The 20,249-nt window shown below is 31.4% G+C and carries 21 protein-coding genes and 1 pseudogene; 2 read left to right on the plus strand and 20 right to left on the minus strand.

All coding sequences use genetic code 11. The annotated features are described in order from the left end of the window. Positions 1 to 4: 4 nt before the first annotated feature. Both ftsY and ACTTAT_RS01290 read left to right on the plus strand, forming a co-directional pair. Positions 5 to 922, plus strand: a complete 918-nt coding sequence (gene ftsY / locus ACTTAT_RS01285) for a signal recognition particle-docking protein FtsY (RefSeq protein WP_440679240.1) — start codon at positions 5 to 7, stop codon at positions 920 to 922. A gap of 1 nt (position 923) precedes the next feature. Beyond that, complete coding sequence (locus ACTTAT_RS01290; protein ID WP_009373208.1) at positions 924 to 1,265, plus strand: tRNA-binding protein; 342 nt, start codon at positions 924 to 926, stop codon at positions 1,263 to 1,265. Here ACTTAT_RS01290 and ACTTAT_RS01295 read toward each other — a convergent pair. The 20 genes and pseudogenes from ACTTAT_RS01295 to ACTTAT_RS01390 form a co-directional block, all read right to left on the minus strand. After that, positions 1,255 to 2,055: an alpha/beta hydrolase gene (locus tag ACTTAT_RS01295; RefSeq protein ID WP_440679241.1), complete on the minus strand. Its 801-nt coding sequence runs from the start codon at positions 2,053 to 2,055 to the stop codon at positions 1,255 to 1,257. The two genes, ACTTAT_RS01290 and ACTTAT_RS01295, sit on opposite strands and share 11 nt — an antisense overlap. Positions 2,056 to 2,057: 2 nt before the next feature. Further along, the gene (locus ACTTAT_RS01300; protein ID WP_440679242.1) at positions 2,058 to 2,963 is read right to left on the minus strand and encodes a DMT family transporter; all 906 of its coding nucleotides are present in this window, start codon (positions 2,961 to 2,963) and stop codon (positions 2,058 to 2,060) included. 9 nt (positions 2,964 to 2,972) lie between these two features. Then, positions 2,973 to 3,197, minus strand: coding sequence for a hypothetical protein (locus ACTTAT_RS01305; RefSeq protein WP_440679243.1), 225 nt, complete (start codon positions 3,195 to 3,197; stop codon positions 2,973 to 2,975). Continuing rightward, the gene (locus ACTTAT_RS01310) at positions 3,187 to 4,530 is read right to left on the minus strand and encodes an amidase (protein ID WP_440679244.1); all 1,344 of its coding nucleotides are present in this window, start codon (positions 4,528 to 4,530) and stop codon (positions 3,187 to 3,189) included. Before ACTTAT_RS01310 ends, ACTTAT_RS01305 begins: the two co-directional genes overlap by 11 nt. A gap of 8 nt (positions 4,531 to 4,538) precedes the next feature. After that, a pseudogene (locus ACTTAT_RS01315) lies at positions 4,539 to 5,892 on the minus strand (TRAP transporter large permease). 10 nt (positions 5,893 to 5,902) lie between these two features. Next, the gene (locus ACTTAT_RS01320) at positions 5,903 to 6,487 is read right to left on the minus strand and encodes a TRAP transporter small permease subunit (RefSeq protein WP_440679245.1); all 585 of its coding nucleotides are present in this window, start codon (positions 6,485 to 6,487) and stop codon (positions 5,903 to 5,905) included. An 80-nt stretch (positions 6,488 to 6,567) separates the two neighbouring features. Then, positions 6,568 to 7,731 carry a TRAP transporter substrate-binding protein gene (locus ACTTAT_RS01325; RefSeq protein ID WP_440679246.1) on the minus strand — a complete coding sequence of 388 codons (1,164 nt, stop codon included), beginning with the start codon at positions 7,729 to 7,731 and terminating at the stop codon, positions 6,568 to 6,570. Between the two features lie 140 nt (positions 7,732 to 7,871). Continuing rightward, on the minus strand, positions 7,872 to 8,828 hold the full coding sequence (locus ACTTAT_RS01330; protein WP_440679247.1) for a 2-hydroxyacid dehydrogenase: 957 nt from the start codon (positions 8,826 to 8,828) through the stop codon (positions 7,872 to 7,874). Then, entirely contained in the window at positions 8,825 to 10,129 is a 1,305-nt protein-coding gene (gene glcF, locus ACTTAT_RS01335) for a glycolate oxidase subunit GlcF (RefSeq protein WP_440679248.1), read from the minus strand. Before glcF ends, ACTTAT_RS01330 begins: the two co-directional genes overlap by 4 nt. Further along, the gene (locus ACTTAT_RS01340) at positions 10,129 to 11,331 is read right to left on the minus strand and encodes an FAD-binding protein (protein WP_440679249.1); all 1,203 of its coding nucleotides are present in this window, start codon (positions 11,329 to 11,331) and stop codon (positions 10,129 to 10,131) included. The genes glcF and ACTTAT_RS01340 overlap by 1 nt, the downstream gene beginning before the upstream one ends. Beyond that, the gene (locus ACTTAT_RS01345) at positions 11,331 to 12,818 is read right to left on the minus strand and encodes an FAD-linked oxidase C-terminal domain-containing protein (protein ID WP_440679250.1); all 1,488 of its coding nucleotides are present in this window, start codon (positions 12,816 to 12,818) and stop codon (positions 11,331 to 11,333) included. The genes ACTTAT_RS01340 and ACTTAT_RS01345 overlap by 1 nt, the downstream gene beginning before the upstream one ends. A 10-nt stretch (positions 12,819 to 12,828) precedes the next feature. Then, positions 12,829 to 13,989, minus strand: a complete 1,161-nt coding sequence (locus ACTTAT_RS01350; protein WP_440679251.1) for a pyridoxal phosphate-dependent aminotransferase — start codon at positions 13,987 to 13,989, stop codon at positions 12,829 to 12,831. Further along, positions 13,989 to 15,137 carry an alpha-hydroxy acid oxidase gene (locus ACTTAT_RS01355; RefSeq protein ID WP_440679252.1) on the minus strand — a complete coding sequence of 383 codons (1,149 nt, stop codon included), beginning with the start codon at positions 15,135 to 15,137 and terminating at the stop codon, positions 13,989 to 13,991. The genes ACTTAT_RS01350 and ACTTAT_RS01355 overlap by 1 nt, the downstream gene beginning before the upstream one ends. 4 nt (positions 15,138 to 15,141) lie before the next feature. Next, the gene (locus ACTTAT_RS01360; RefSeq protein ID WP_440679253.1) at positions 15,142 to 15,705 is read right to left on the minus strand and encodes an acyloxyacyl hydrolase; all 564 of its coding nucleotides are present in this window, start codon (positions 15,703 to 15,705) and stop codon (positions 15,142 to 15,144) included. Between the two features lie 37 nt (positions 15,706 to 15,742). After that, a complete protein-coding gene (locus ACTTAT_RS01365) occupies positions 15,743 to 16,264 on the minus strand; it encodes an NUDIX domain-containing protein (RefSeq protein ID WP_440679254.1) in 522 nt (173 codons plus the stop codon). Next, on the minus strand, positions 16,251 to 16,604 hold the full coding sequence (locus tag ACTTAT_RS01370) for a cytochrome c-type biogenesis protein (RefSeq protein ID WP_440679255.1): 354 nt from the start codon (positions 16,602 to 16,604) through the stop codon (positions 16,251 to 16,253). Before ACTTAT_RS01370 ends, ACTTAT_RS01365 begins: the two co-directional genes overlap by 14 nt. Then, positions 16,601 to 17,119 carry a redoxin family protein gene (locus ACTTAT_RS01375; protein ID WP_440679256.1) on the minus strand — a complete coding sequence of 173 codons (519 nt, stop codon included), beginning with the start codon at positions 17,117 to 17,119 and terminating at the stop codon, positions 16,601 to 16,603. Before ACTTAT_RS01375 ends, ACTTAT_RS01370 begins: the two co-directional genes overlap by 4 nt. Next, positions 17,097 to 18,959, minus strand: a complete 1,863-nt coding sequence (locus tag ACTTAT_RS01380; RefSeq protein ID WP_440679257.1) for a heme lyase CcmF/NrfE family subunit — start codon at positions 18,957 to 18,959, stop codon at positions 17,097 to 17,099. The genes ACTTAT_RS01375 and ACTTAT_RS01380 overlap by 23 nt, the downstream gene beginning before the upstream one ends. Beyond that, positions 18,949 to 19,392, minus strand: coding sequence for a cytochrome c maturation protein CcmE (ccmE, locus tag ACTTAT_RS01385; RefSeq protein WP_440679258.1), 444 nt, complete (start codon positions 19,390 to 19,392; stop codon positions 18,949 to 18,951). Before ccmE ends, ACTTAT_RS01380 begins: the two co-directional genes overlap by 11 nt. Further along, the gene (locus ACTTAT_RS01390; RefSeq protein ID WP_440679260.1) at positions 19,392 to 20,093 is read right to left on the minus strand and encodes a heme ABC transporter permease; all 702 of its coding nucleotides are present in this window, start codon (positions 20,091 to 20,093) and stop codon (positions 19,392 to 19,394) included. The genes ccmE and ACTTAT_RS01390 overlap by 1 nt, the downstream gene beginning before the upstream one ends. Between the last annotated feature and the right edge of the window lie 156 nt (positions 20,094 to 20,249).

Below are 20,249 nucleotides of genomic sequence, written 5' to 3' on the forward strand. Positions count from 1 at the left end.
TCTAATGCAAATTTTTCAAAAAATTTCTGAGGGATTAAAAAAAACATCAAAAAATTTTGGTAACGGAATTAATGATATTTTTAAAAAATCAAAACCATCAAATGAAATTCTCCAAGATCTTGAGGACTTTATGATTTCTTCAGATATTGGTCTTCCTTTAACTGAAAAAATTATTCAAAATATTAAAAATAAAAAATTTAGTGATGAAGAGTTAAATCAAAAAAATTTTTTAGAAATTTTAACTAATGAAATGCTAGAAATTTTAGAGCCTGTAGAAGAAAATATTTTTAACAAATCAAATGGACTTAAAACAATCTTAGTGTGTGGCGTTAATGGGACTGGAAAAACAACAACTATTGGAAAACTGTGTAAAATTTTAAAAGATAATAATTCTAAGGTAATTGTAGGTGCTGCAGATACTTTTAGAGCAGCTGCAATTGAACAATTAGATAATTGGTGTCAAAAAAATTCTATAGATATAGAAAAGTCTAATCCTGGTACTGATCCAGCTGCAGTTGCTTTTAAAACTTTGGAAAAGGCAAAGCAAAATAATTATGATTACTGTATAATTGATACAGCTGGTAGATTACATAACAAAAAAAATCTTATGGATGAATTTTCAAAAATCATAAGAGTAATGAAAAAAATTGACGAGAACGCACCAGAAAAAACAATTATTGTTCTAGATGCAACTACGGGACAAAATGCTCTTAACCAAATTGAAGAATTTAATAAAATTTCTAAACTCTCTGGTTTAATCATGACTAAATTAGATGGAACAGCTAAAGGCGGTGTTTTACTGTCTATTACTGAAAAATATAAATTACCTATATACGCAATAGGCGTTGGGGAAAAAGTAGATGACCTCCAGCCTTTTGTGGCAAAAGATTTTGTAAAAGCCTTTTTGGCAAAGAATAATTAAAATGAAAAAAGAAATCACATATGAGGACTATGATAAAATTCAAATATGTGTCGGTACAATTTTAGAAGCATCAATTAACGAAAAGGCTAGAAAACCTGCCTACGTTTTAAAAATTGATTTTGGAGAAAAAATTGGAATAAAAACTTCTTCTGCGCAAATTACAAGCTACTATAAAACGAATGAATTAATTAATAAGCAAGTCATGGCGGTTTGTAATTTTCCACCAAGAAATATAGCTGGAATTAATTCAGAAGTTTTAATACTTGGTGCAATAGAAGAGGATGGTAAAGTGGTATTGTTTCATCCCTCTCAAAAAGTGAAGAATGGCTTACCTATCGCTTAGCACTAAGATCTAAAAAACTTTTTAATGTATTAACCATATCTTGATCATAAGCCATCATATGATTATCAAAAGTTGGGAAATATGAATACTTCGGTTCATTAGCATTATCATAGATTTTTTTTCCCATATAGTAAGGGACAAGTGTATCAGCTTTTCCATGTAATACTAAAATAGGAGAATTGATTTTTTTAATTTTTTTTATGGAGTTATAACGGTCTCTTTGAAAAAGACTTACAGGGATAAAGGGATAAAACCTTTTTCCCATATCAACCATAGAAGTATAAGGTGACTCTAATATTACTCCTGAAAAATTATCTTTACTTGCAAGTTCTACCGCAATTCCTGTTCCTAAAGATTCTCCATAGAGAATAATGTCTTTCTTATTAATTCCTTTATTTTGAAGCCATTCAACAGCTTTTTTTGCATCTTGATACAAGCCTTTCTCAGTAGGTTTACCGTTATTACCACTAAAACCTCTCCATGAAATAATTAAAAAGTTTACATCAATTTCACTAAATTTATTCAATTTATAAACTCTTGCACTCAGTTCTCCGGCGTTTCCATGAAAAAATAATACAGTTTTTTTATTTTCTGGCTTAAAACTAAACCAAGATCTTAACTCAATGTTTTTTTCTGAAGGAATGAATACTTCTTCATATTCAAATGTAGTAGGGACTGGATCTAAATTTTTAACATTTGGATGATACATAAAAGCTCTTTGAAACAAGAACATAAGTAATAAGATTGAAATATAAGATAATAAGCCTAGTAAAAAAAAATATTTTATCATTTTCATTTATATTTTTTTTTAGCTAGAAATATTCCTAATAAAACCATTAAAGCACCATAAAAATGATAATTAACAAGATTTTCTGAAAACAAAATCATTCCATATATAGAGCCATAAATCGGCATCAAGTAAACTGTCAGTCCAGCTATTGAAGCACCAACTACCTGTTGCAATTTTGTGTACATCAAAAAAGCAATAATTCCTGGAAATAAAGCAGCGACTAATGAAAACTCTAAATATATCGTATCGAATGTAGTGGGTAAAAAATATAAATGCTCAATAATAAAAAAGGGGGCTAAAATAATTGATCCAATAAAGCTCATTAAGGTAAATCTCTCTATAATACTGAATTTGCTTTTCCAATTTATTAAAAAAATTGAAAATAATGACCACGAAACAGCTGCACCGAAAATCCAAAGATCTCCTGTAGTAAAGTTTAAATTTATAAAATTATTAAAATTACCCTTAAAGATAATAAATGAAACTCCAAACAAACTTAATATAACCCCGCTATATTGGAAAATTTTTAATCTCTCTTTGTAAATATAAGCCGATAACAAAACGATAAAAATTGGAGACAAAGCATAAATAATTGACATATTTGTAACTGTAGTAGTTAACCCTGAAATATAAGGAAGTGCACCACACCCCACATAACCTGTGGATGCCAAAAAAGTAAGTTTCCAGAACTCTTCTTTAAAATATTTTTTTTTCTTAAAAATAGATTGATAAATAAATGGGAATATAATCAAAAAAACTAATAGCCATCTTGAGAAAGCTAAAGAAATTGGGGGAATATTGCCTAATGCTCCACGAGCAATAGCAATGTTGCTCGTCATAAAAATAGGTTGAATAAACAATAATGAAAATTGAAAAAAAGACGAAATATTCTTTTTTTTATTTTTCAATTTAAAAAATTATTTTTTTTTAAGAAATTTTTTTGCCATTGCGTCCGCAACATGAATATCAAAAATCTCTAAAACTTCGATCATCATCATAAAAATTGCAGCACCCATGATTATCCATACTGGCAAAATATCAAAAAAAGTAATCATGTTCGAGGCGTTCAAAGTAATGGTTACGCCCAATAAAAAAATTATTGTTAAACCTGTTCCTAGAATTGCAGCTATTTTATTTATCATTACTGTCTCCTTTTACTTTATTAATTAACCAATTGGAAGTTCTCAATAACCTTGAATCGTCAAACTTTTCTCCAACAATTTGAATTCCCAGTGGCATTCCATTTTCTCCCTCGAGCAAAGGTAAAGATAAAGCAGGCATACCCAGATAAGTCCAAATAGTACAAAATTCTGGACTACCAGTCTGCTTCAAAGTTTTTGGTGCAACGCCTGTAGTAGCTGGCGTTAAAACTGCATGATAGTCTTGAAATGTTTCTTGAAATAATTTGTAGAAATAATCTCTATTCTCACAAGCCTCAACATACTCACTAGATTTATATTTTAATCCTCTTTCAATTGCTTCAACTAGTTTTTTTCCTAATTTATTTTTAGATTTTTTATAATAGTCTGAAAATGCATAAGCCATGTCTGTTTCATGAATGATTTGATGATATTTAAAAATATCTTCAAAGTATGAGGGAGCATCAACAATTTCTATATTTTTTCTATATTTTTTTAAAAATGCTTCAAAACTTTTTACTGCATCTTTATCCATATTTTTCCATTTTGAAGTTTTAATAAAAACAAAATTTGGATCAAACGGAGGCTCTTCTTTGCAAACTTCAGTAATATTAGAAATTGAATAAGGTATAGTTGATGTGTCATTTAAATCATGTCTAACTATCTCTTTTGTAATCAAAGCAATATCTTCGATGTGTCTTGCAAAAACTCCAACATGATCTAATAAATGAGACTGTTTTAAAACTCCGTTTCTTGATACCAAGCCATAAGTAGGTTTATAGCCTATAACTCCGCAGTATGATGCTGGACGAAGAACTGAGCCATTTGTCTGTGAACCGATAGCAACAGGACACATATATGATGCAACTGCAGCTGCTGAACCGCTGGATGATCCACCCGGAGTTCTTTGTTCATTATGAGGGTTAGTGGTTTTTCCTGGGTCAAAATACGCAAATTCAGTAGTCACTGTTTTGCCCATAATTAGAGCACCAGAGTTTCTTAAAAAGCTTACTACTGACGCATCATTTTTAGTATGCACTCCTGAAACTAAATTAGTTCCACACCTTGTTGGCATATCGTTTGTGCCAAAAATATCCTTAACTCCAATTGGTAGACCATGAAGAGGTCCAATTGGTCTTCCAATATTTTTATAATCATCAGCTTCACTAGCTTTATGTAAAATAAAGTCTTTATCGAAATGTTCCCAAGCTTTTACAGTTTCTTCAAATTCTGCAATTCTATTTGCAAAACTTTCTAAAACTTGTTCTGATTTTAAGTCACCAGACTGTAACCCTTTTGCAATCTCAGTTGCTGATAAAAAACAAAGGTCTTTCATAAATTATATTAGGCTGGGCCAAATAATGCTGTCGGTAGCCATAATGCTAAACCTGGGAAGTTATACATAATAATCATAGCTAAAATTACGATCGCTAAGAAAGGCATAATACCTTTAAATATATCCATTAATTCAACGTTACTTTTTTGAACACCTTTTAAATAATATGCCGACATTGCCATCGGAGGAGTTAAAAACGAGGTTTGTAGATTTAAAGCAATTAACATTGCAAAGAAATATGGATTTACTCCAAAAGTTTCTAATAAAGGTAAGAAAATTGGTACAAAGATAATTAAAATTTCAGTCCATTCTAGTGGCCAACCCAATAAAAAAATAATAATTTGAGTTATCACTAAAAACTGCCAAGGTTCTAAATCCATTGATTTAAAAAAATGTTCAAAAATCTCATGACCACCTAAATTAAGAAAACACTGATGCAAAAGTCCAAGAACCAATAAATAACCACATAATCATTGCTGACGTTTTTGCAGTCAAGAAAACTGATTCTTTAAAAGACTGCCATTTTAAAGTTTTATAAAAATAAGCCATGACTAAAGAGCCAAAAGCTCCAACCGCTGCAGCTTCTGCTGGTGTTGCAATTCCTGCAAGGATAGTACCTAGAACTAAAAGAATTAGAGTAAATAAAGGTAAAAACGATACAACAACTTCTTTTGCAATTACATTACTTGGCGGTATCTCTTCTGCTTTTGGTTTTGGAGCTAATTCTGGCTTCCACATTGCTAAACCAATTGCGTATAAAATATATAAACTAGCGAGTAATAATCCTGGTAACATTGCAGCGGCAAATAATCTAAGTGGAGATAGTTGAGCAATCACTGCGTAAACAATAAGCATAATGCTTGGCGGTATTAAAATCCCAAGACAACCACCCGAACAAATAATACCTGATGCAAATTTCTTGTCATAACCTGCTTTAATCATCGCTGGCCATGCGAGTAGACCCATCAGAGTAACAACCGCACCAATAATACCTGTTGCAGTAGAAAATAAAGTACAGGTAACCAATGCTGCAACTGCCATTGAAGCTGGTAATCTGTGAGAAGCCAATCGAATTGCGAAGAATAATTTTGCTACAATTCCAGCTCTTTCTACCAAATAACCCATGAATAAAAACAATGGCACTGCTGTAAGGACGTGATTATCCATCACAGAATATGTATTTTGAACAACAAGATCAAAAATCCTGTTATCAAATATACTTTCCATTGTTTCTGGGTTCCAATAAGCAAAGTAGCCAAATCCAACACCCATTGCTAAAAGTGTAAAAGCAATTGGGAATCCAAGTAAAACGAAGAACAAGAAGATGCACATCATAAATAGTGCTGTTTCTGGATTTGTCATTCCAAACATTTTATAATCCTTCTTTCTCTCTTGCTTCTCGCATTAATTTTTGTTCAGTCTCTAAAACATCATCTTGTCTTTCTGGCCACTCTCCAGTTTTAATTGCAATCACGCATCTCATAACTTCACTAATACCTTGATTAATAAGAATAAAACCTGCAACAGGGATTAAGGTTTTAATCATATAAATCTGAATTTGTGCTGGACTATTCCAACTTGTTTCTTTTGATTGCCAAGCATTACCTGCATAATCAATTCCAGAAAATGCTAAAGCGCAAATACCTGGAAAATAAAAAAGAAAATATAAAACTAAATCTATTTTTGCCTGTGTGGGAATAGAAAATAATCTATAAATTACATCTCCTCGCACATGCGCATCACATGATAATGTATAAGCACCTGCCATTAAAAATAAAGCACCATACATTTGTAAACTAAAGTCAAAGTTCCATAATGTTGGAGCATTAAATAAATAGGCCATAGTTACTTCATAAACAGTTCCTAGACATAAAATTACGATGCACCATGCAAATCCTTTGCCAACCCATCGACTTAGACTTTCTGCAAACTTGATGTAATTATTTACGAAATCCACGACGCTTTCTATATTTATAATTAGAGTTTTGCTATTAAAAAAAAGGGCCTCTAAAGAGGCCCTTTTTAAATTAGATCAAACTAAATTTTAACTTTAGATGGATCTCCGAAGGCTCTAGTATAAGCCAGTCTGTAATTAGGCTGGTTCATGAATAGATACTTCATTACTTTTTTAGCATATGCTTGTTGTGATCTTACGATCTCATCAAACAATGGATCTTTTCTAAAGTCCTTCATAACTACATCCCAAGCTGCTAATTGAGCATCTAAGATTTCATCAGAAGTTTGATACACATTAACTCCAGACTCTTTCATAAGTCTTCCTAAGTCATTTGAGTATCTCACTAATGCCATGAAGTAGTTTGAAGTGTTTGCAGCTTCAGCAGCGTGCTTGATAATAGCTTGGTGCGCTGGTGATAAGCTGTTGTACTTCTTCTTGTTGAACTGCATCTCAAACATCTCTTGAGATTGGTGGAAGCTTCCTAAGTGATAATGCTTAGAAACGTCTTGCATACCAAAGTCTCTATCAGATGTTGGGTTGTTAAACTCAGCAGCGTCAATCAAACCAGTTTTCATTGCTGGTTGAATTTCACCACCTGGTAACTGTCTTACAACCATTCCCATTTTTTGAAGAACGTTTGTAGCTAGTCCAACTGTTCTGTACTTAAGACCTTTAACCTGAGAAACTTTTGTAGTATGTTTCTTGAACCAACCAAAAGGCTGAGCAGGCATAGGCATAGCAAAGAAACCTACAACATCAAGACCGATTTTCTTTAAAGTCTTTTCGTATAAAGCTCTTCCGCCACCTTCTTCAATCCATCCCATTAATTCTTGAGATGAGAATCCGTAAGAAGGACCAGTACCAAATAAAGAAGCAGCAGCGTTTTTACCGTACCAGTATGCTGTCACTGAGTGAGAAGCATCTACTACACCTTTAGATACACCATCTGCGATTTCTTTAGTTTTTAAAACTGCACCAACAGGTAAAACTTCCATTTGTAGTGAACCACCACCCATAGCATTTACTCTGTCTCCATATTGCTTCGCCATCTCTAAAAAGATACCGCCGCCCCATGCAGCTTGCATTTTCAGTTTCACAGTTTTTCCGTGTGAACCTGACCAAGCACCAACGTTAGGCATTGCGACAGCTGCTGCTGTAGCACCCGTAACTGCTGCTGCTTTTTTGAAAAATTTACGTCTTGAATTTGACGTAACGTTTTTTTTTGACATGTGTTTTTCTCCCATGTTAGTTAAATTTAACTGACATAATTTAGCTCAAACAATCATACGTTGTCTATCTTATTCGCTTGCGACATTAGCTTAATTTATTGCAATAGCTAAATGAAATTACAGATAAATTAACTGCTCAAACAACCTTAGGTTGCTTAGTTGACTTTATCCTTGGGTACTTGGTTCTGATTTAATAGAGCATCTAAATTATCAATTGCTCTGTCACCCATTGCAATTCTAGTTTTTTTTGTTGCGCTTCCTAAGTGAGGTAACAAAAATAAATTATCTAAATCCAAATATTTTTTATTTATCTTTGGCTCACCTCTGTAAACATCTAGACCTAATGCAAATACTTTTCCACTTTTCATCGCTTTAATCATTGCATCATCATCAATTACTTCTCCTCGTGCCGCATTTGCTATGACAACTCTATCAGGAAAATTTTTAATTGTTTCCTCATTAAGTAAATTTTCTGTATCTTTTGAGCCTGGACAATTAATTGATAAGAACTCACTATTTCTAAATAAGTCGTTTATGTCTTTATGATAAATTGCACCCTCTTCTAGATCTGAGCTTAACTGATTTCTATTATGATAATGAATTTCCATATCAAAAGCTCTAGCTCGTTTTGCAACAGCTCTTCCAATCCTTCCCATTCCCAAAATACCTAATTTTTTTCCGGTCATTTGCTTTCCAATTAAATAATCACTTGACCATAACCAATTCTCTTTTTCAGCAGCCTTTCTTCCTTCATAAGCTCTTCGTGAAGCACCAAGTAATAATAAGATTGAAATGTCCGCTGTAGCATCTGTTAAAACCTCAGGTGTATTTGTAACTACTATTCCTCTTTTTTGTGCTGCTTCAACATCTATATTTCCATAACCAACTGCATAATTAGAAATTATTTTTACACTATCAGGTAAATTCATAATCATGTCTTTGTTAAAAGGTGTGGTCGTAAAAGCTAAAATACCATCACAATCTTTGCTAAGCTCTAATATTTCTTCTGATGAATATAATTGATCCTTTTCATTTAATTTTACATCAAACAAATTTTTAATTCTCTCATCATTTTCCTTTAACAGTTTTCTTGTAACTAAAATTTTTTTCATATATTCCCTAGCCCCTCTGGTTTTTTTCCGCCAGTAAACCAATCAATTAATTCAATCGTGTGAACAATCGGTATGTCTATACCTTTTTCTATTTGGGTAATACATCCAACATTTCCAGCAGCAATTAAATCTGGCTTAATCTTTTTAATATTTTCGCATTTTCTTTTTAATAATTCTGAAGCCATTTCTTCTTGCATTAAATTATAGGTGCCAGCAGAACCACAACATAAATGTCCATCAGGGACTTCTAAAATATTATTACCGGTCATTTTTAAAAGTTCTATAGGCTGACTGTGTACTTTTTGACCATGCTGCATAGAGCATGCGGAATGGTAAGCAATATTATACCTTTTTGAGTTATTTGTTCTTGTGAAATCAAGTTTTATCGATTCTTCCAAATACTCTGTTATGTCTAAAGCAATTTCACTGACCTCTTTTGCCTTTTTTCTAAGCGATTTGTCTGGGTGATTTTTGAAAATAAAACTATAGTCTTTAATTGTTGTTCCACAACCAGATGTATTTACTAAAATTGCATCTATTTTTTCTTTTTCAATTAATTTGTGCCAAGCATTAATATTTTCTACAAAATATTGATGAGAAGCTTCTTCCTTACCCATGTGATGGGTTAATGATCCACAACACTTTATTTCTTTTAAAACATGAACTTCAATTCCATGTCTCAAAAGAACATTTATTGAAGAGTCATTAATGTTGGGTGAAATTGCCTTTTGAACACATCCAGTTAACAATGCTACTTTTGAAATAGATTTTTTACTGGGTTTAAATACAATATTTTCTGGATATTCTGATTTCGGAAAAGATTTAGGCATAAAAGAAATCATATGCTTTAATTTTTTTGGCAAGACTGAATGAACAGGTTTTGTAAACATTGCTAAACTTCCTAAAAACTTAAATAATTTCGGCCTAGGTAATACAAAAGCTAACAGATTTCTTAACAACTTTTCAAATAATGGTCTTTTATAAGTCCTTTCAATGTGATTTCTGCCATGATCAACAAGATGTAAATAATCTACACCCGATGGACAAGTCGTAACACAAGCATAACAAGACAAACAACGATCTATATGTTTTACTATTTTTTCGTTTGCTGGTTTGTTGTTCTCAAGCATATCTTTAATCATATAAATTCTACCTCTCGGGCCATCTAATTCATCCCCTAATACTTGATAAGTTGGACAAGTTGCATTGCACATTCCACAATGAACACATTTTCTAAAAATTTTTTCTGAATTTTGTATTTCAGGATCAAGAAGTTGATCTTTTTTAAAATTAGTTTGCATTAAATTCCTGCGTACATTTTGTTAGGGTTCAGTATACCTTTGGGGTCAAAACTTTCTTTTAATTTTTTTGATAAAATCTTTATATTGGAATTTGAATTAGTCAAAAATTCCTCACTTTTTCTGAAGTTATCATTTGCTTTTAAAACTGTTAAGTGGCCATCATGTTTTAAACAGAAAATTTTCATTTTATCCAAATCACTTTGGTTTTCTAAAGAACACCAAGCAATATTACCGCCCCAGTCTAAAAAATATTTAAAATTAGTTTTTTCAAAGAATTTTAAAAAATTAACCATATTAGTAATAGGTAAAGAGACTTTGCATACAAACTCTTTAGAATTTGCATATCCCTCAAAATCTTTAATCTCTCTCCAAAAAATTGATGTTTGATAAGTATCAAGCATTGAAGTTGCTTTGTCTTTAAACATTTTATTTAAACTTTGCATCCTCTCAATCACAGAGGCCTTTGGCCCTTGAATTCTCAAGCCTAAAACAGATGTATCTTTTTTTACATCATTCAGAGTCAAAAAAGATGCATTTGCTGCAGGAAAAAAACATGCGCCAGAAATTTCTAGAGAAGAGTCTAATGCTATTCTAAAAATTTCAATAGCTTCTGCATAATCTATGTCATTTACTAAAAATGTTTCTTCAAATTCAGGTAGAGGTGACACTTTAAGATTTATTTCCGTAATTGCACACAATGTGCCGTAAGCACCACTTATAATCTTGCTTAAATCATAACCGGTAACATTTTTTACAACTGTTCCACCAGATTTGACTTTTCCGCCTGAGCCATTCACTGATTTAAAACCTAGCACATGATCTCTTAGTGCTCCATTTTTAAACCTACCAGGACCAGAAAGATTGCATGATACTACTCCTCCAATACTTCCTGAATTTGATTTTCCATCGTAGAGATAGCCTAAATCATTTGGCTCAAAACCAAAAAACTGATTTTTTTGTTTAAGCGTAGTCTCTATTTCTAAGAGAGGTGTTCCAGGCAAAACCTTTATGTATAATTCTTCTGGAAAATACTCAAGAATTCCAGACATACTGCTCAGACTAAGAGTTTGGGACGATTGAATAAGTCTTCCAATTTTTTTTGATCCATGCCCGACAATTTCAATTGGGTTACTTTTATTATAATTATCAAAAATAAAATCTGAAACATCTTGTTCAGTTTTAGGATAAAAAATATCTGGCATTAAAACCTTGGTAAATCTGGAAACTTATCTTTACCTTTATGTATATGCATTCTTCCGCCTTCTGCACATCTGTGAAGAATTGGAAATACTTTTCCTGGATTTAAAAGGTTTTCTGAGTCAAATGCATTTTTAATATTAAGCTGTTGTTGAATATCATTGTCATTAAACATCTCACACATTAATTCTCTTTTCTCTACTCCAATACCATGTTCTCCGGATAAGACCCCACCGACCTTTACACAATACTTTAAAATATCAGCTCCAAAGTCTTCTGCTTTTTTCATTTCAACAGGATCATTAGAGTCAAACATAATTAGTGGGTGCAAATTTCCATCTCCTGCATGAAAACAGTTTGCTACGTCTAATTTATATTTTTTAGATAATTTACTAATATAACTTAATACATCGGCTAATTTATTTCTTGGGATAGAACCATCCATGCAGATATAGTCTGGAGCCAGCACTCCACAAGCCGTGAATGCAGCTTTTCTTCCTTTCCAAAATCTCATTCTTTCTTCATCGCTATTACTTGCTCTGTTGTAAGAAGCTTTATTCATTTTTGCGATATCTAAAACTTTATCAATTAATGTATCAACTTCACTAGTTGTTCCATCTAATTCAACAATCAGTAAAGCTTCTACATTTCTTGGATACCCAGCTTTAGCATAATTATCTGTTGCAATAATTAGTGGCTTGTCCATGATTTCCATTCCAGCTGGAACTATGCCTTTTGCAATAATGTCTGCAACGCAGTTTCCAGAATCTTCAATGCTATCAAATCCAATCAAGACAGCTCTCACAGATTCTGGTTTTTTTAATATTCTAACTGTCACCTCAGTCACAACACCTAGCAAGCCCTCAGATCCTGTGACAAGACCTAAAAAATCATAACCTTCTGAATCAAGATGCTTTCCACCAAGTTTTAAAACAGTCCCATCCATTAATACCATTTCAACACCCATTAAATTATTTGTTGTTGTACCGTATTTTAATGAATGAACCCCACCAGAGTTTTCCGCAACATTGCCTCCAATAGAACAGGCTAATTGGCTTGATGGATCAGGAGCATAATAAAAATCTCTATGTTGAACAGCTTGAGTAATCGCTAGATTAGCTACACATGGTTGTGCTACTACACACCTATTATCAAAATCGGTTTCTAATATTTTATTGAACTTTCCCATTCCCATCAAAATACAATCGGCAAGAGGGATTGATCCACCTGATAAACCAGTACCTGCACCTCTTGGAACAACTTTGATTTTTTTATTATGACAATATTTTAAAATTTTGGAAACCTGCTCAGTTGTTTCTGGCAAAACTACCGCGATAGGTTTTTGTCTGTAAACAGACAAACCATCAGTTTCATAAGGTTTAATTTCTTCGTCTGAATGAATAATATTCCTAGTAATTTTAAATAAATCTTGGACAATAATTTTTTTATCTTGGATAATTGTTGTATCTGCTTCAGGTAATTTTAATGGCATAATTTATATATTAGAGAATTTTTTTTATTTTCTCCAATGCTTTTTCAATATTTTCATACGAATTTGCAAAGCTAAATCTCACGAAATTTGTACATGATTTACCAAAACTAGTACCTGGAACTAACGCTACGCCTGCATCATATAAACATTTTTCAGCAAAAGTATCTCCACTCATCCCAGTTTCACTCACATTAGGAAATGTATAAAAAGCTCCCCCTGGATTATTACATTTAATGCCGGGTAAGCTATTTAATCCATTTACAATTAACTCTCGACGCTTATCAAATTTTTCCATCATATCATCTAGAAAACCATGGGGTCCCTCTAGAGCTGCTAATGCTGCAACTTGATTGGCAGCGGATACACATGAATAGCTATTGATTGCCATTCTAGTAACTTTATCAATTAAACTTTCTGGCCACACACTCCATCCCAATCTCCATCCCGTCATTGCGTAAGTTTTGCTCCAACCATCCATAACAATTAAACGATCATAGAGTTCGGGATAGTAAAAAAATGACGGCATCTTTTTTCCATCATAAATTTGTCTTGAGTAAATTTCATCGCTCAATATTGCAACTTCAGGGTATTTTTTTAATCCTTGCACAAGCTTATCAATCTCATTTTTATCAATAAGCCCCCCTGTTGGATTTTGCGGATTATTTATTATTAGCAATCTTGTTTTATCGTTTATTAGCGAAAGCACTTCATCTGCATTAAATGAAAAATTTTTCTTCTCAGATAAATACATAGGAATTGCTTTTGCACCTGTATAATTGATTACCGACTCATAAATTGGAAACCCTGGCTCTGGATAAATAATTTCTGTACCAGGTTGTCCAAACATCATAATCGCAAAATACATTGAAGGTTTTCCACCAGGCGCGATAAAAACTCTTGCTGAGTCTATTTCAGCACCATACATTTTTTTTATATGCCTGCTTACACCATCTCTTAGTTCTTGTGTCCCGTTAGCGGGTGTATATCCGTGATGCCCATCGTCTAATGCTTTTTTTCCTGCCTCTACAATATGCTTTGGGGTTAAAAAATCAGGTTGTCCAATACCTAAATTTATAATTTCTCTTCCTTCGCTTTCTAATTTTTTTGCTTTTGCCAAGATAACAAAAGCATTCTCAGTACCTAATCTTGAAAAATTATCAGCTATCTTCATTATCTATACGCAATCTTATCTTTGGTTAATTCATTAACATTACGTGTTCCCATTAACGTCATCCCTCTAGTAATTTCATCTTTCATTTTTTGTAAAACTCTTTCGACACCCGGCTGACCTCCAGCGCCTAATGCATATAAATATGCTTTTCCCATAGAGCATGCTTTTGCTCCGAGAGCCAGAGCTTTTAAAACATGAGTACCTCTTCTAATTCCACCATCTAGAATTATCTCGATTTTATCTCCAACAGCATCAACTAGAGTCTCTAGTTGATCAAATGGTGCACGCGAACCGTCTAACTGTCTACCTCCATGATTTGAAATCATAATTGCGGATGCTCCAATATCAATTGCTCTTTTAGCATCTTCAACAGACATAACTCCTTTTAAAGCAAATGGTCCATTCCATTTTTTTGCAGCATATTCAGCATGCTTCCAGTTCATTGTCATATCAAATTGAGAATTAATATAATCCATAATTGATATCTCAATACTCGATCCTTTTTTTGTTAAGTGAGAAATATTTGCTAACTTAAACTTTGGACCCATCAAATATCTTAGGCTCCACTCTAGATGAGTAGCAAAACTAAACAAACTTTCTAATGTAAGTTTTGGTGGTGTTGTAAATCCAGTACGATGATCTCTTTCTCTATTGCCCGCTACAATAGTATCAACGGTTAAACACATAGCTTTAAACCCAGATCGTTGACAACGTTCTATCAAATTATCTGTAAGACCTTGGTCCTTATGAATATATAATTGAAACATTTTTGGGCCACCTGAAATATTTGAAACTTCTTCAATACTTTTTGTGCCCATTGTTGACAAACTAAAGAAAGTTCCAAACTTCTCTGCAGCTCTTGCTGTAGCTTGTTCTCCTTCATGATGGTACATTTGATGCATAGCTGTTGGTGAAAGAAATAATGGAAAATCAATTTTCTGGCCCAGTACTGTTGTTGAAGTATCAACATTACTCACATCAGTTAAAACATTTGGAACTAGGTCACATTTATTAAAAGAATCTGTATTTCTCTTTAAGGTACTCTCATCGTCAGCACCACCATCAATGTAATGAAAAATAGGGGAAGGTAATTTTTTTTTTGCGAGTTTACGAAAGTCATCTACATTGTGACAATCACTAATTTTCATCTCTTTAGAATTTTTCTTTAACTCTAAACAAAAATAAGATGTTATCTGAACCTGGGTTTTTAGATCCAATATCTGCATTTGAAATATGGTTCCATGAAACCCCTATTGTAGAATTTTTAAATAAAGAGTATTTTAATCCAAATTCAGTTTTGAACTCTATTGGGTAACCCATATCTTTACCCTCTTCAAACTCTTGGTACAAACCCAACGAGAAACTTGGGATAAAGTTTAATTTTTTACTTGAAGTAATTGGTAAAGGTTTTGCAAGTCCTGTTGCAGCATAAATAGACAATTCCGATCTCCAATCGTTATTGCTGTGTTCTAAATTTTTAAAACCATCATTAATATCGATAAAAAATGAAGCATCATAAGTTCTTTGTAGTTCTCCTAAAAATTTAGTTTTGACTGGGTTTTCATTATCAACAAATTTTAAATTAATTGCATATGCGTCTGTATCATGTTTATAATCCCATGCGCCAAACATCGGGTAAACTTCTAAGGAATTCGAATTCTTTACCAAGCCCAATAAAATTGAGACAATCAAAAGAAGTTTTTTTATTTTAATCATAGACCTCCCATATAATATTTAAAAAAAAATTAAACACTTAATCTTTGCCAAAAGTATGAAAAATTGGCAAACTTTTAGGCAATTTTTTAAATTTTTTAATGGCATAAGCTACGCTGGGGAAGGCTAAGTGTTTCCATGGTATCTCATCAAAACTAAAATATTTTGCCTCGAGAGTTTCAATGCCAGGTTTGTAGGTTTTGTTTAAGTGATCAGCCAAAAATACAAATTGAATTAAATTTTTTTTTCGAACAGTAAAAATAATGAATAATTTTTTTAATTTTATTTTAATATTTACTTCTTCTTTTGCTTCTCTAATCGCTCCTTCTTCCGGAGTTTCGTTGGCATCTAAATATCCAGACGGAAAAGTCCATTTTCCATAACTAGGCTCAATTGCTCTTCTACATAATAAAATTTTTTTATTTTTAACAACTAAGGATCCAGCTACGATTTTAGGATTTTTATAATCAATAAAACCACACTTTTTACAAACTTTTCTTTTTTTTTGCTCTAAATCAGTTTTTTTGTAAATATAAATATGACAACATTTATCTAATTTCATTTGATCTCCTAAAAATAAAAAAAATACCTATTAAAAAGAATAAGATAGGAGCTATCCAAAGAAATATAAATTTATTGGAAAAATCAGGATTTAATATTATTTCTTCTCCATATTTTGATATCAAAAATTCATAAATATCTTCATCAGTATTCTTTTCTTTTATCTTTTTTGAAACAAAGGTTTTTATATCTTTCGCAAAATCTGAATTGGATTCATAAACGGACTGTCCTTCGCACACAAGGCAACGTAAATTTTTAGTAATTGAATTTGTTCTATCCTGAACCTCATTAGCATATGCAATACTAAACCAAGAAATAATAAAAACTAAAAAAAACTTCATTTTAAATTTATAACCTTTTTAACAAATTTATTGTCAATTGGACCAATATGCTTTGCAATAATTTTAAAATTTTTATCAACTAAAAATGTTTCTGGAACTCCAAACGCACCAAGTTGAATTGATAAAGCGCCATCGCTATCAATTAAAACTTTTTCAAAAGGGTTTTGATACTTTTCAATAAATGCTTTGGCATTTTTTTGACTATCCTTGTAATTAATACCAATAATCTTAATTTTACTATTTTTTAATTGCATCAAAACAGGATGCTCAATTTTGCAAGGTGCGCACCAGGATGCAAAAATATTAACAACAAACTTTTCATTACTAACAATATTTGCAACCGACAAAACTTTATTTTTATACAATGTTTTAGATTGTAAATTTGGCATTTGACTACCAATCATGACTTTTGGATTAAATTTTTTTTCTTTAAATAAAGAATAATAAAAAAAATAAAAAATAATTATTGAAGCTAATATTAAGCTTAATATTTTAAATCCTTTTTTTAAATACACTCAAAAAACCTCCAAAAATAATTAACAATAAGCCAAGCCAAATGCCATGAATTAAATAATTATAATAATATCTCGCGCCTAAAATTATACTTTGAGAATCTGGAAAATTAATAGCTAAATAATAATTAGAAAAAAAAGTTGGTTTTATACTTGTCTCAGATGTGATTTGATTTGGTTGAAAATACTTTCTAACAGAGGGTTCTAAATTAAATACTTCTTTCCCACTTCTGATTTCAAATTTAGTTTTCATTTCTAAATAATTTTCTATTTTGCTAATACTGTGATCAACAAACTTTAAAGATAAATTATCAAAACTTTTCGTTTCATTAATTTTTATTTCAAAGTCTTTTGTGTAAGAATAATAAGAGTTAAGAAAAATAGATAAGAAAAATATACCCACGCCTAAGTGTGACAAAAGCCTCGGCAAATAAAAAGGCTTAACTCTAATACTGCCTTTATAAATTTCGCCCAAAATCGAAAATATTAAGAATAATGATGAGGCTATCCCTAAAAATAAGATCAAATCATAGCTATTTGATAATACAATTATGATTATAGATAAAACTAAACATAAAATAAAAATATAAATATAAATGTATAAAGCTTGTAGTTTAATTTTATTAGACCATTTTAACAATGGTCCGATGGACATAAGAACTAAAAAGATAAAAACAAATGGTGCGAGTATAGTGTTGTAATATACTGGTCCAACAGAGATTGTTTGATCAAAAATAGATAAAATTATCGGATAAATTGTACCTAACAAAACTACAAAAAGAAAAAACAACAAAAAAAGATTATTTAAATTCACAAAACTTTCTTTTGATAAAAAATAATTAGTAATTGGTTTATTTTTTTCTGAAAAAAGAATGTGAATTATTAAAGACGAAAGTGTAATTATAAATATTATCATCAATATAAAAACACCACGATCTGGATCGTTAGCAAATGCATGTACTGAGTTGAGCACTCCTGACCTCACTAGAAACGTACCTAATAAACTAAAAGAAAAAGTAATTATGGCCAATAAACTTGTCCAACTTTTCATTTGATTCTTTAGTTTTAAAACTAGCATAGAATGAATTAGTGCTGTGCCCGCTAACCATGGCATTAAAGATGCATTTTCAACAGGATCCCAAAACCAATATCCACCCCAACCAAGTTCATAATATGCCCATACTGATCCTAAAGTAATTCCAATAGTTAAAAATACCCACGCTATCATTACCCATGGCCAGCTAATAATTGCCCAATTTGAATTTAAATTTTTATTTACTAAACCAGATAAAACCAAACTAAGAGTTAAAGAAAAACCAACATAGCCTAAATACAAAAATGGAGGATGAATCACTAATAAAGGGTCTTGAAGTATAGGGTTTAAACCCAATCCTTCTATGGGTCTAGGAATAATCATGTCAAAAGGATTGGATGTAGTAATTAAAAAAATTAAAAAAATTAAAAATAAATTATTTTGAAAAAAAATTACCCATGATTTAAATTTCTCACTTTCTGCTTTGTTAAAAAAAATAGAAAATAAAGAACCGTAAACAGCAATAATAACTATAAAAAGCAATAAACTTCCTTCGTGATTTCCCCAGGTCCCAGCTATTTTATAAAAGATTGGCTTTAACGTATGTGAATTTTCATAAACTGCTGCAATACTAAAATTTGATGAGTAAAAAAAATAAATTAGCAAGAGAAAAGTAAAAATAATTAAAATTGAAGAAAAATTAAATAATCTGATTGATAAATTAAATTTTTTTTGAAAAAAAAATAAATTACTTAAAAAAGAAAAAAAAATACTTAATATTAGTACTCCATTAGCAAAATTACTTGCCATAATTTTTGTTCCAATCACCAGATTTTTTTAATGCATCAGCAACTTCTTTCGGCATATAATTTTCATCATGCTTAGCTAATATTTTTGATGCCATTAAGCTATTTCTTGTGCTTAATTTTCCTTCGACAACTGCACCTTGGCCCTCTTCAAATAGATTGGGCTTGATACCTATATAGTTTACTGAAATATCATTTTTAAAATCTGTGATAATAAAAGAATACTTGTTACCTTCTTTAATTAAAGAACCCTTTTTTACCATTCCACCAATGCGAATTAATCCATTTGGTAACTCTGTAGAAATATATAACTCGCTTGGAGAAAAAAAATAAACTGTATTTTTTGATAATGACTCATAAATAAATTTACCAATTATTATGAAGGCAATGACTGATACTAAAAAAAAACTTAATCTTTGCTTTGTTTTATTGTTCATTATCTTTTTGAATGAATTCTAAGATTTAAACTTTCAAGTTTAAATCTAATTAAAAAAATAATTACTGAGAATGCAAGAAAAGACAAAAACATGACTATAAGAGGAGTAAGCATTGATGAATGAATTGTAGAACTTTCTGTAAGTTTAATTGTTGCAGGCTGATGCAGAGTATTCCACCAATCTACAGAAAATTTAATAATTGGTAGATTAGCCAAACCAATTAATGCAATAATAGATGATAATTTTTCTGCTAAATGAAAATTTGTAATTATTTTCCAAGAAAGAATATATGCAATATAAAATATTACTAAAATAAGCATTGAAGTTAATCTTGCGTCCCAAGTCCAAAAAGTGCCCCAAGTCGGCTGGCCCCAAATTGATCCGGTAAAGAGTGATATTAATGAAAAAGTAAAACCAATGGGCGCAATACTTTTTGTTATTATTGTAAAAACTCTATTTTTAAAAATTAATGCAATAAAACTGCAAACACACATCACTGCATAAATTTGTAAAGCCAACCAAGATGCTGGCACATGGACATACATGATCCTTACCGTATCTCCTTGCAAATAATCTGCAGGAGATAAAAAGAGGGATAGTATCAGACCAAATATTACTAGAGTGAGAAAAAAAATTTTTACCCAAAAAAGATAATGGTCATGAAAGCTTTTAAAGTTTTTGGTGTTTAAATATTTAAACATTTCGCAAAAACTAAAGAAAATAATTTATTTTGGTATGTGTTAGTCTGTCCAGTTTGAAGAGGGAGAATGGGAAAAACTTCAAACTGGACTATGAATATTGATTTAGATTAGGAAAATGTCTGATTGCTGAAGAAAAAGTGTTTTATTTTAGGCGAA

It is taken from the genome of Candidatus Pelagibacter sp. HIMB1517 (assembly GCF_052047895.1).
Classification (GTDB): Bacteria; Pseudomonadota; Alphaproteobacteria; order Pelagibacterales; family Pelagibacteraceae; genus HIMB114.

Excerpts from the sequence above, each read along its gene's own strand:
- ACTTAT_RS01355 (WP_440679252.1), bottom strand. The coding sequence starts at position 15,137 with ATGAAAATTAGTGATTGTCACAATGTAGATGACTTTCGTAAACTCGCA.
- ACTTAT_RS01290 (WP_009373208.1), top strand. The coding sequence starts at position 924 with ATGAAAAAAGAAATCACATATGAGGACTATGATAAAATTCAAATATGT.
- ftsY (WP_440679240.1), top strand. The coding sequence starts at position 5 with ATGCAAATTTTTCAAAAAATTTCTGAGGGATTAAAAAAAACATCAAAA.
- ACTTAT_RS01350 (WP_440679251.1), bottom strand. The coding sequence starts at position 13,989 with ATGAAGATAGCTGATAATTTTTCAAGATTAGGTACTGAGAATGCTTTT.
- ACTTAT_RS01365 (WP_440679254.1), bottom strand. The coding sequence starts at position 16,264 with ATGAAATTAGATAAATGTTGTCATATTTATATTTACAAAAAAACTGAT.
- ACTTAT_RS01380 (WP_440679257.1), bottom strand. The coding sequence starts at position 18,959 with ATGGCAAGTAATTTTGCTAATGGAGTACTAATATTAAGTATTTTTTTT.
- ACTTAT_RS01295 (WP_440679241.1), bottom strand. The coding sequence starts at position 2,055 with ATGATAAAATATTTTTTTTTACTAGGCTTATTATCTTATATTTCAATC.
- ACTTAT_RS01310 (WP_440679244.1), bottom strand. The coding sequence starts at position 4,530 with ATGAAAGACCTTTGTTTTTTATCAGCAACTGAGATTGCAAAAGGGTTA.
- ACTTAT_RS01345 (WP_440679250.1), bottom strand. The coding sequence starts at position 12,818 with ATGCCATTAAAATTACCTGAAGCAGATACAACAATTATCCAAGATAAA.
- ACTTAT_RS01330 (WP_440679247.1), bottom strand. The coding sequence starts at position 8,828 with ATGAAAAAAATTTTAGTTACAAGAAAACTGTTAAAGGAAAATGATGAG.
- ACTTAT_RS01390 (WP_440679260.1), bottom strand. The coding sequence starts at position 20,093 with ATGTTTAAATATTTAAACACCAAAAACTTTAAAAGCTTTCATGACCAT.
- ACTTAT_RS01360 (WP_440679253.1), bottom strand. The coding sequence starts at position 15,705 with ATGATTAAAATAAAAAAACTTCTTTTGATTGTCTCAATTTTATTGGGC.
- ACTTAT_RS01370 (WP_440679255.1), bottom strand. The coding sequence starts at position 16,604 with ATGAAGTTTTTTTTAGTTTTTATTATTTCTTGGTTTAGTATTGCATAT.
- ACTTAT_RS01325 (WP_440679246.1), bottom strand. The coding sequence starts at position 7,731 with ATGGGAGAAAAACACATGTCAAAAAAAAACGTTACGTCAAATTCAAGA.
- ccmE (WP_440679258.1), bottom strand. The coding sequence starts at position 19,392 with ATGAACAATAAAACAAAGCAAAGATTAAGTTTTTTTTTAGTATCAGTC.
- ACTTAT_RS01305 (WP_440679243.1), bottom strand. The coding sequence starts at position 3,197 with ATGATAAATAAAATAGCTGCAATTCTAGGAACAGGTTTAACAATAATT.
- ACTTAT_RS01340 (WP_440679249.1), bottom strand. The coding sequence starts at position 11,331 with ATGCCAGATATTTTTTATCCTAAAACTGAACAAGATGTTTCAGATTTT.
- glcF (WP_440679248.1), bottom strand. The coding sequence starts at position 10,129 with ATGCAAACTAATTTTAAAAAAGATCAACTTCTTGATCCTGAAATACAA.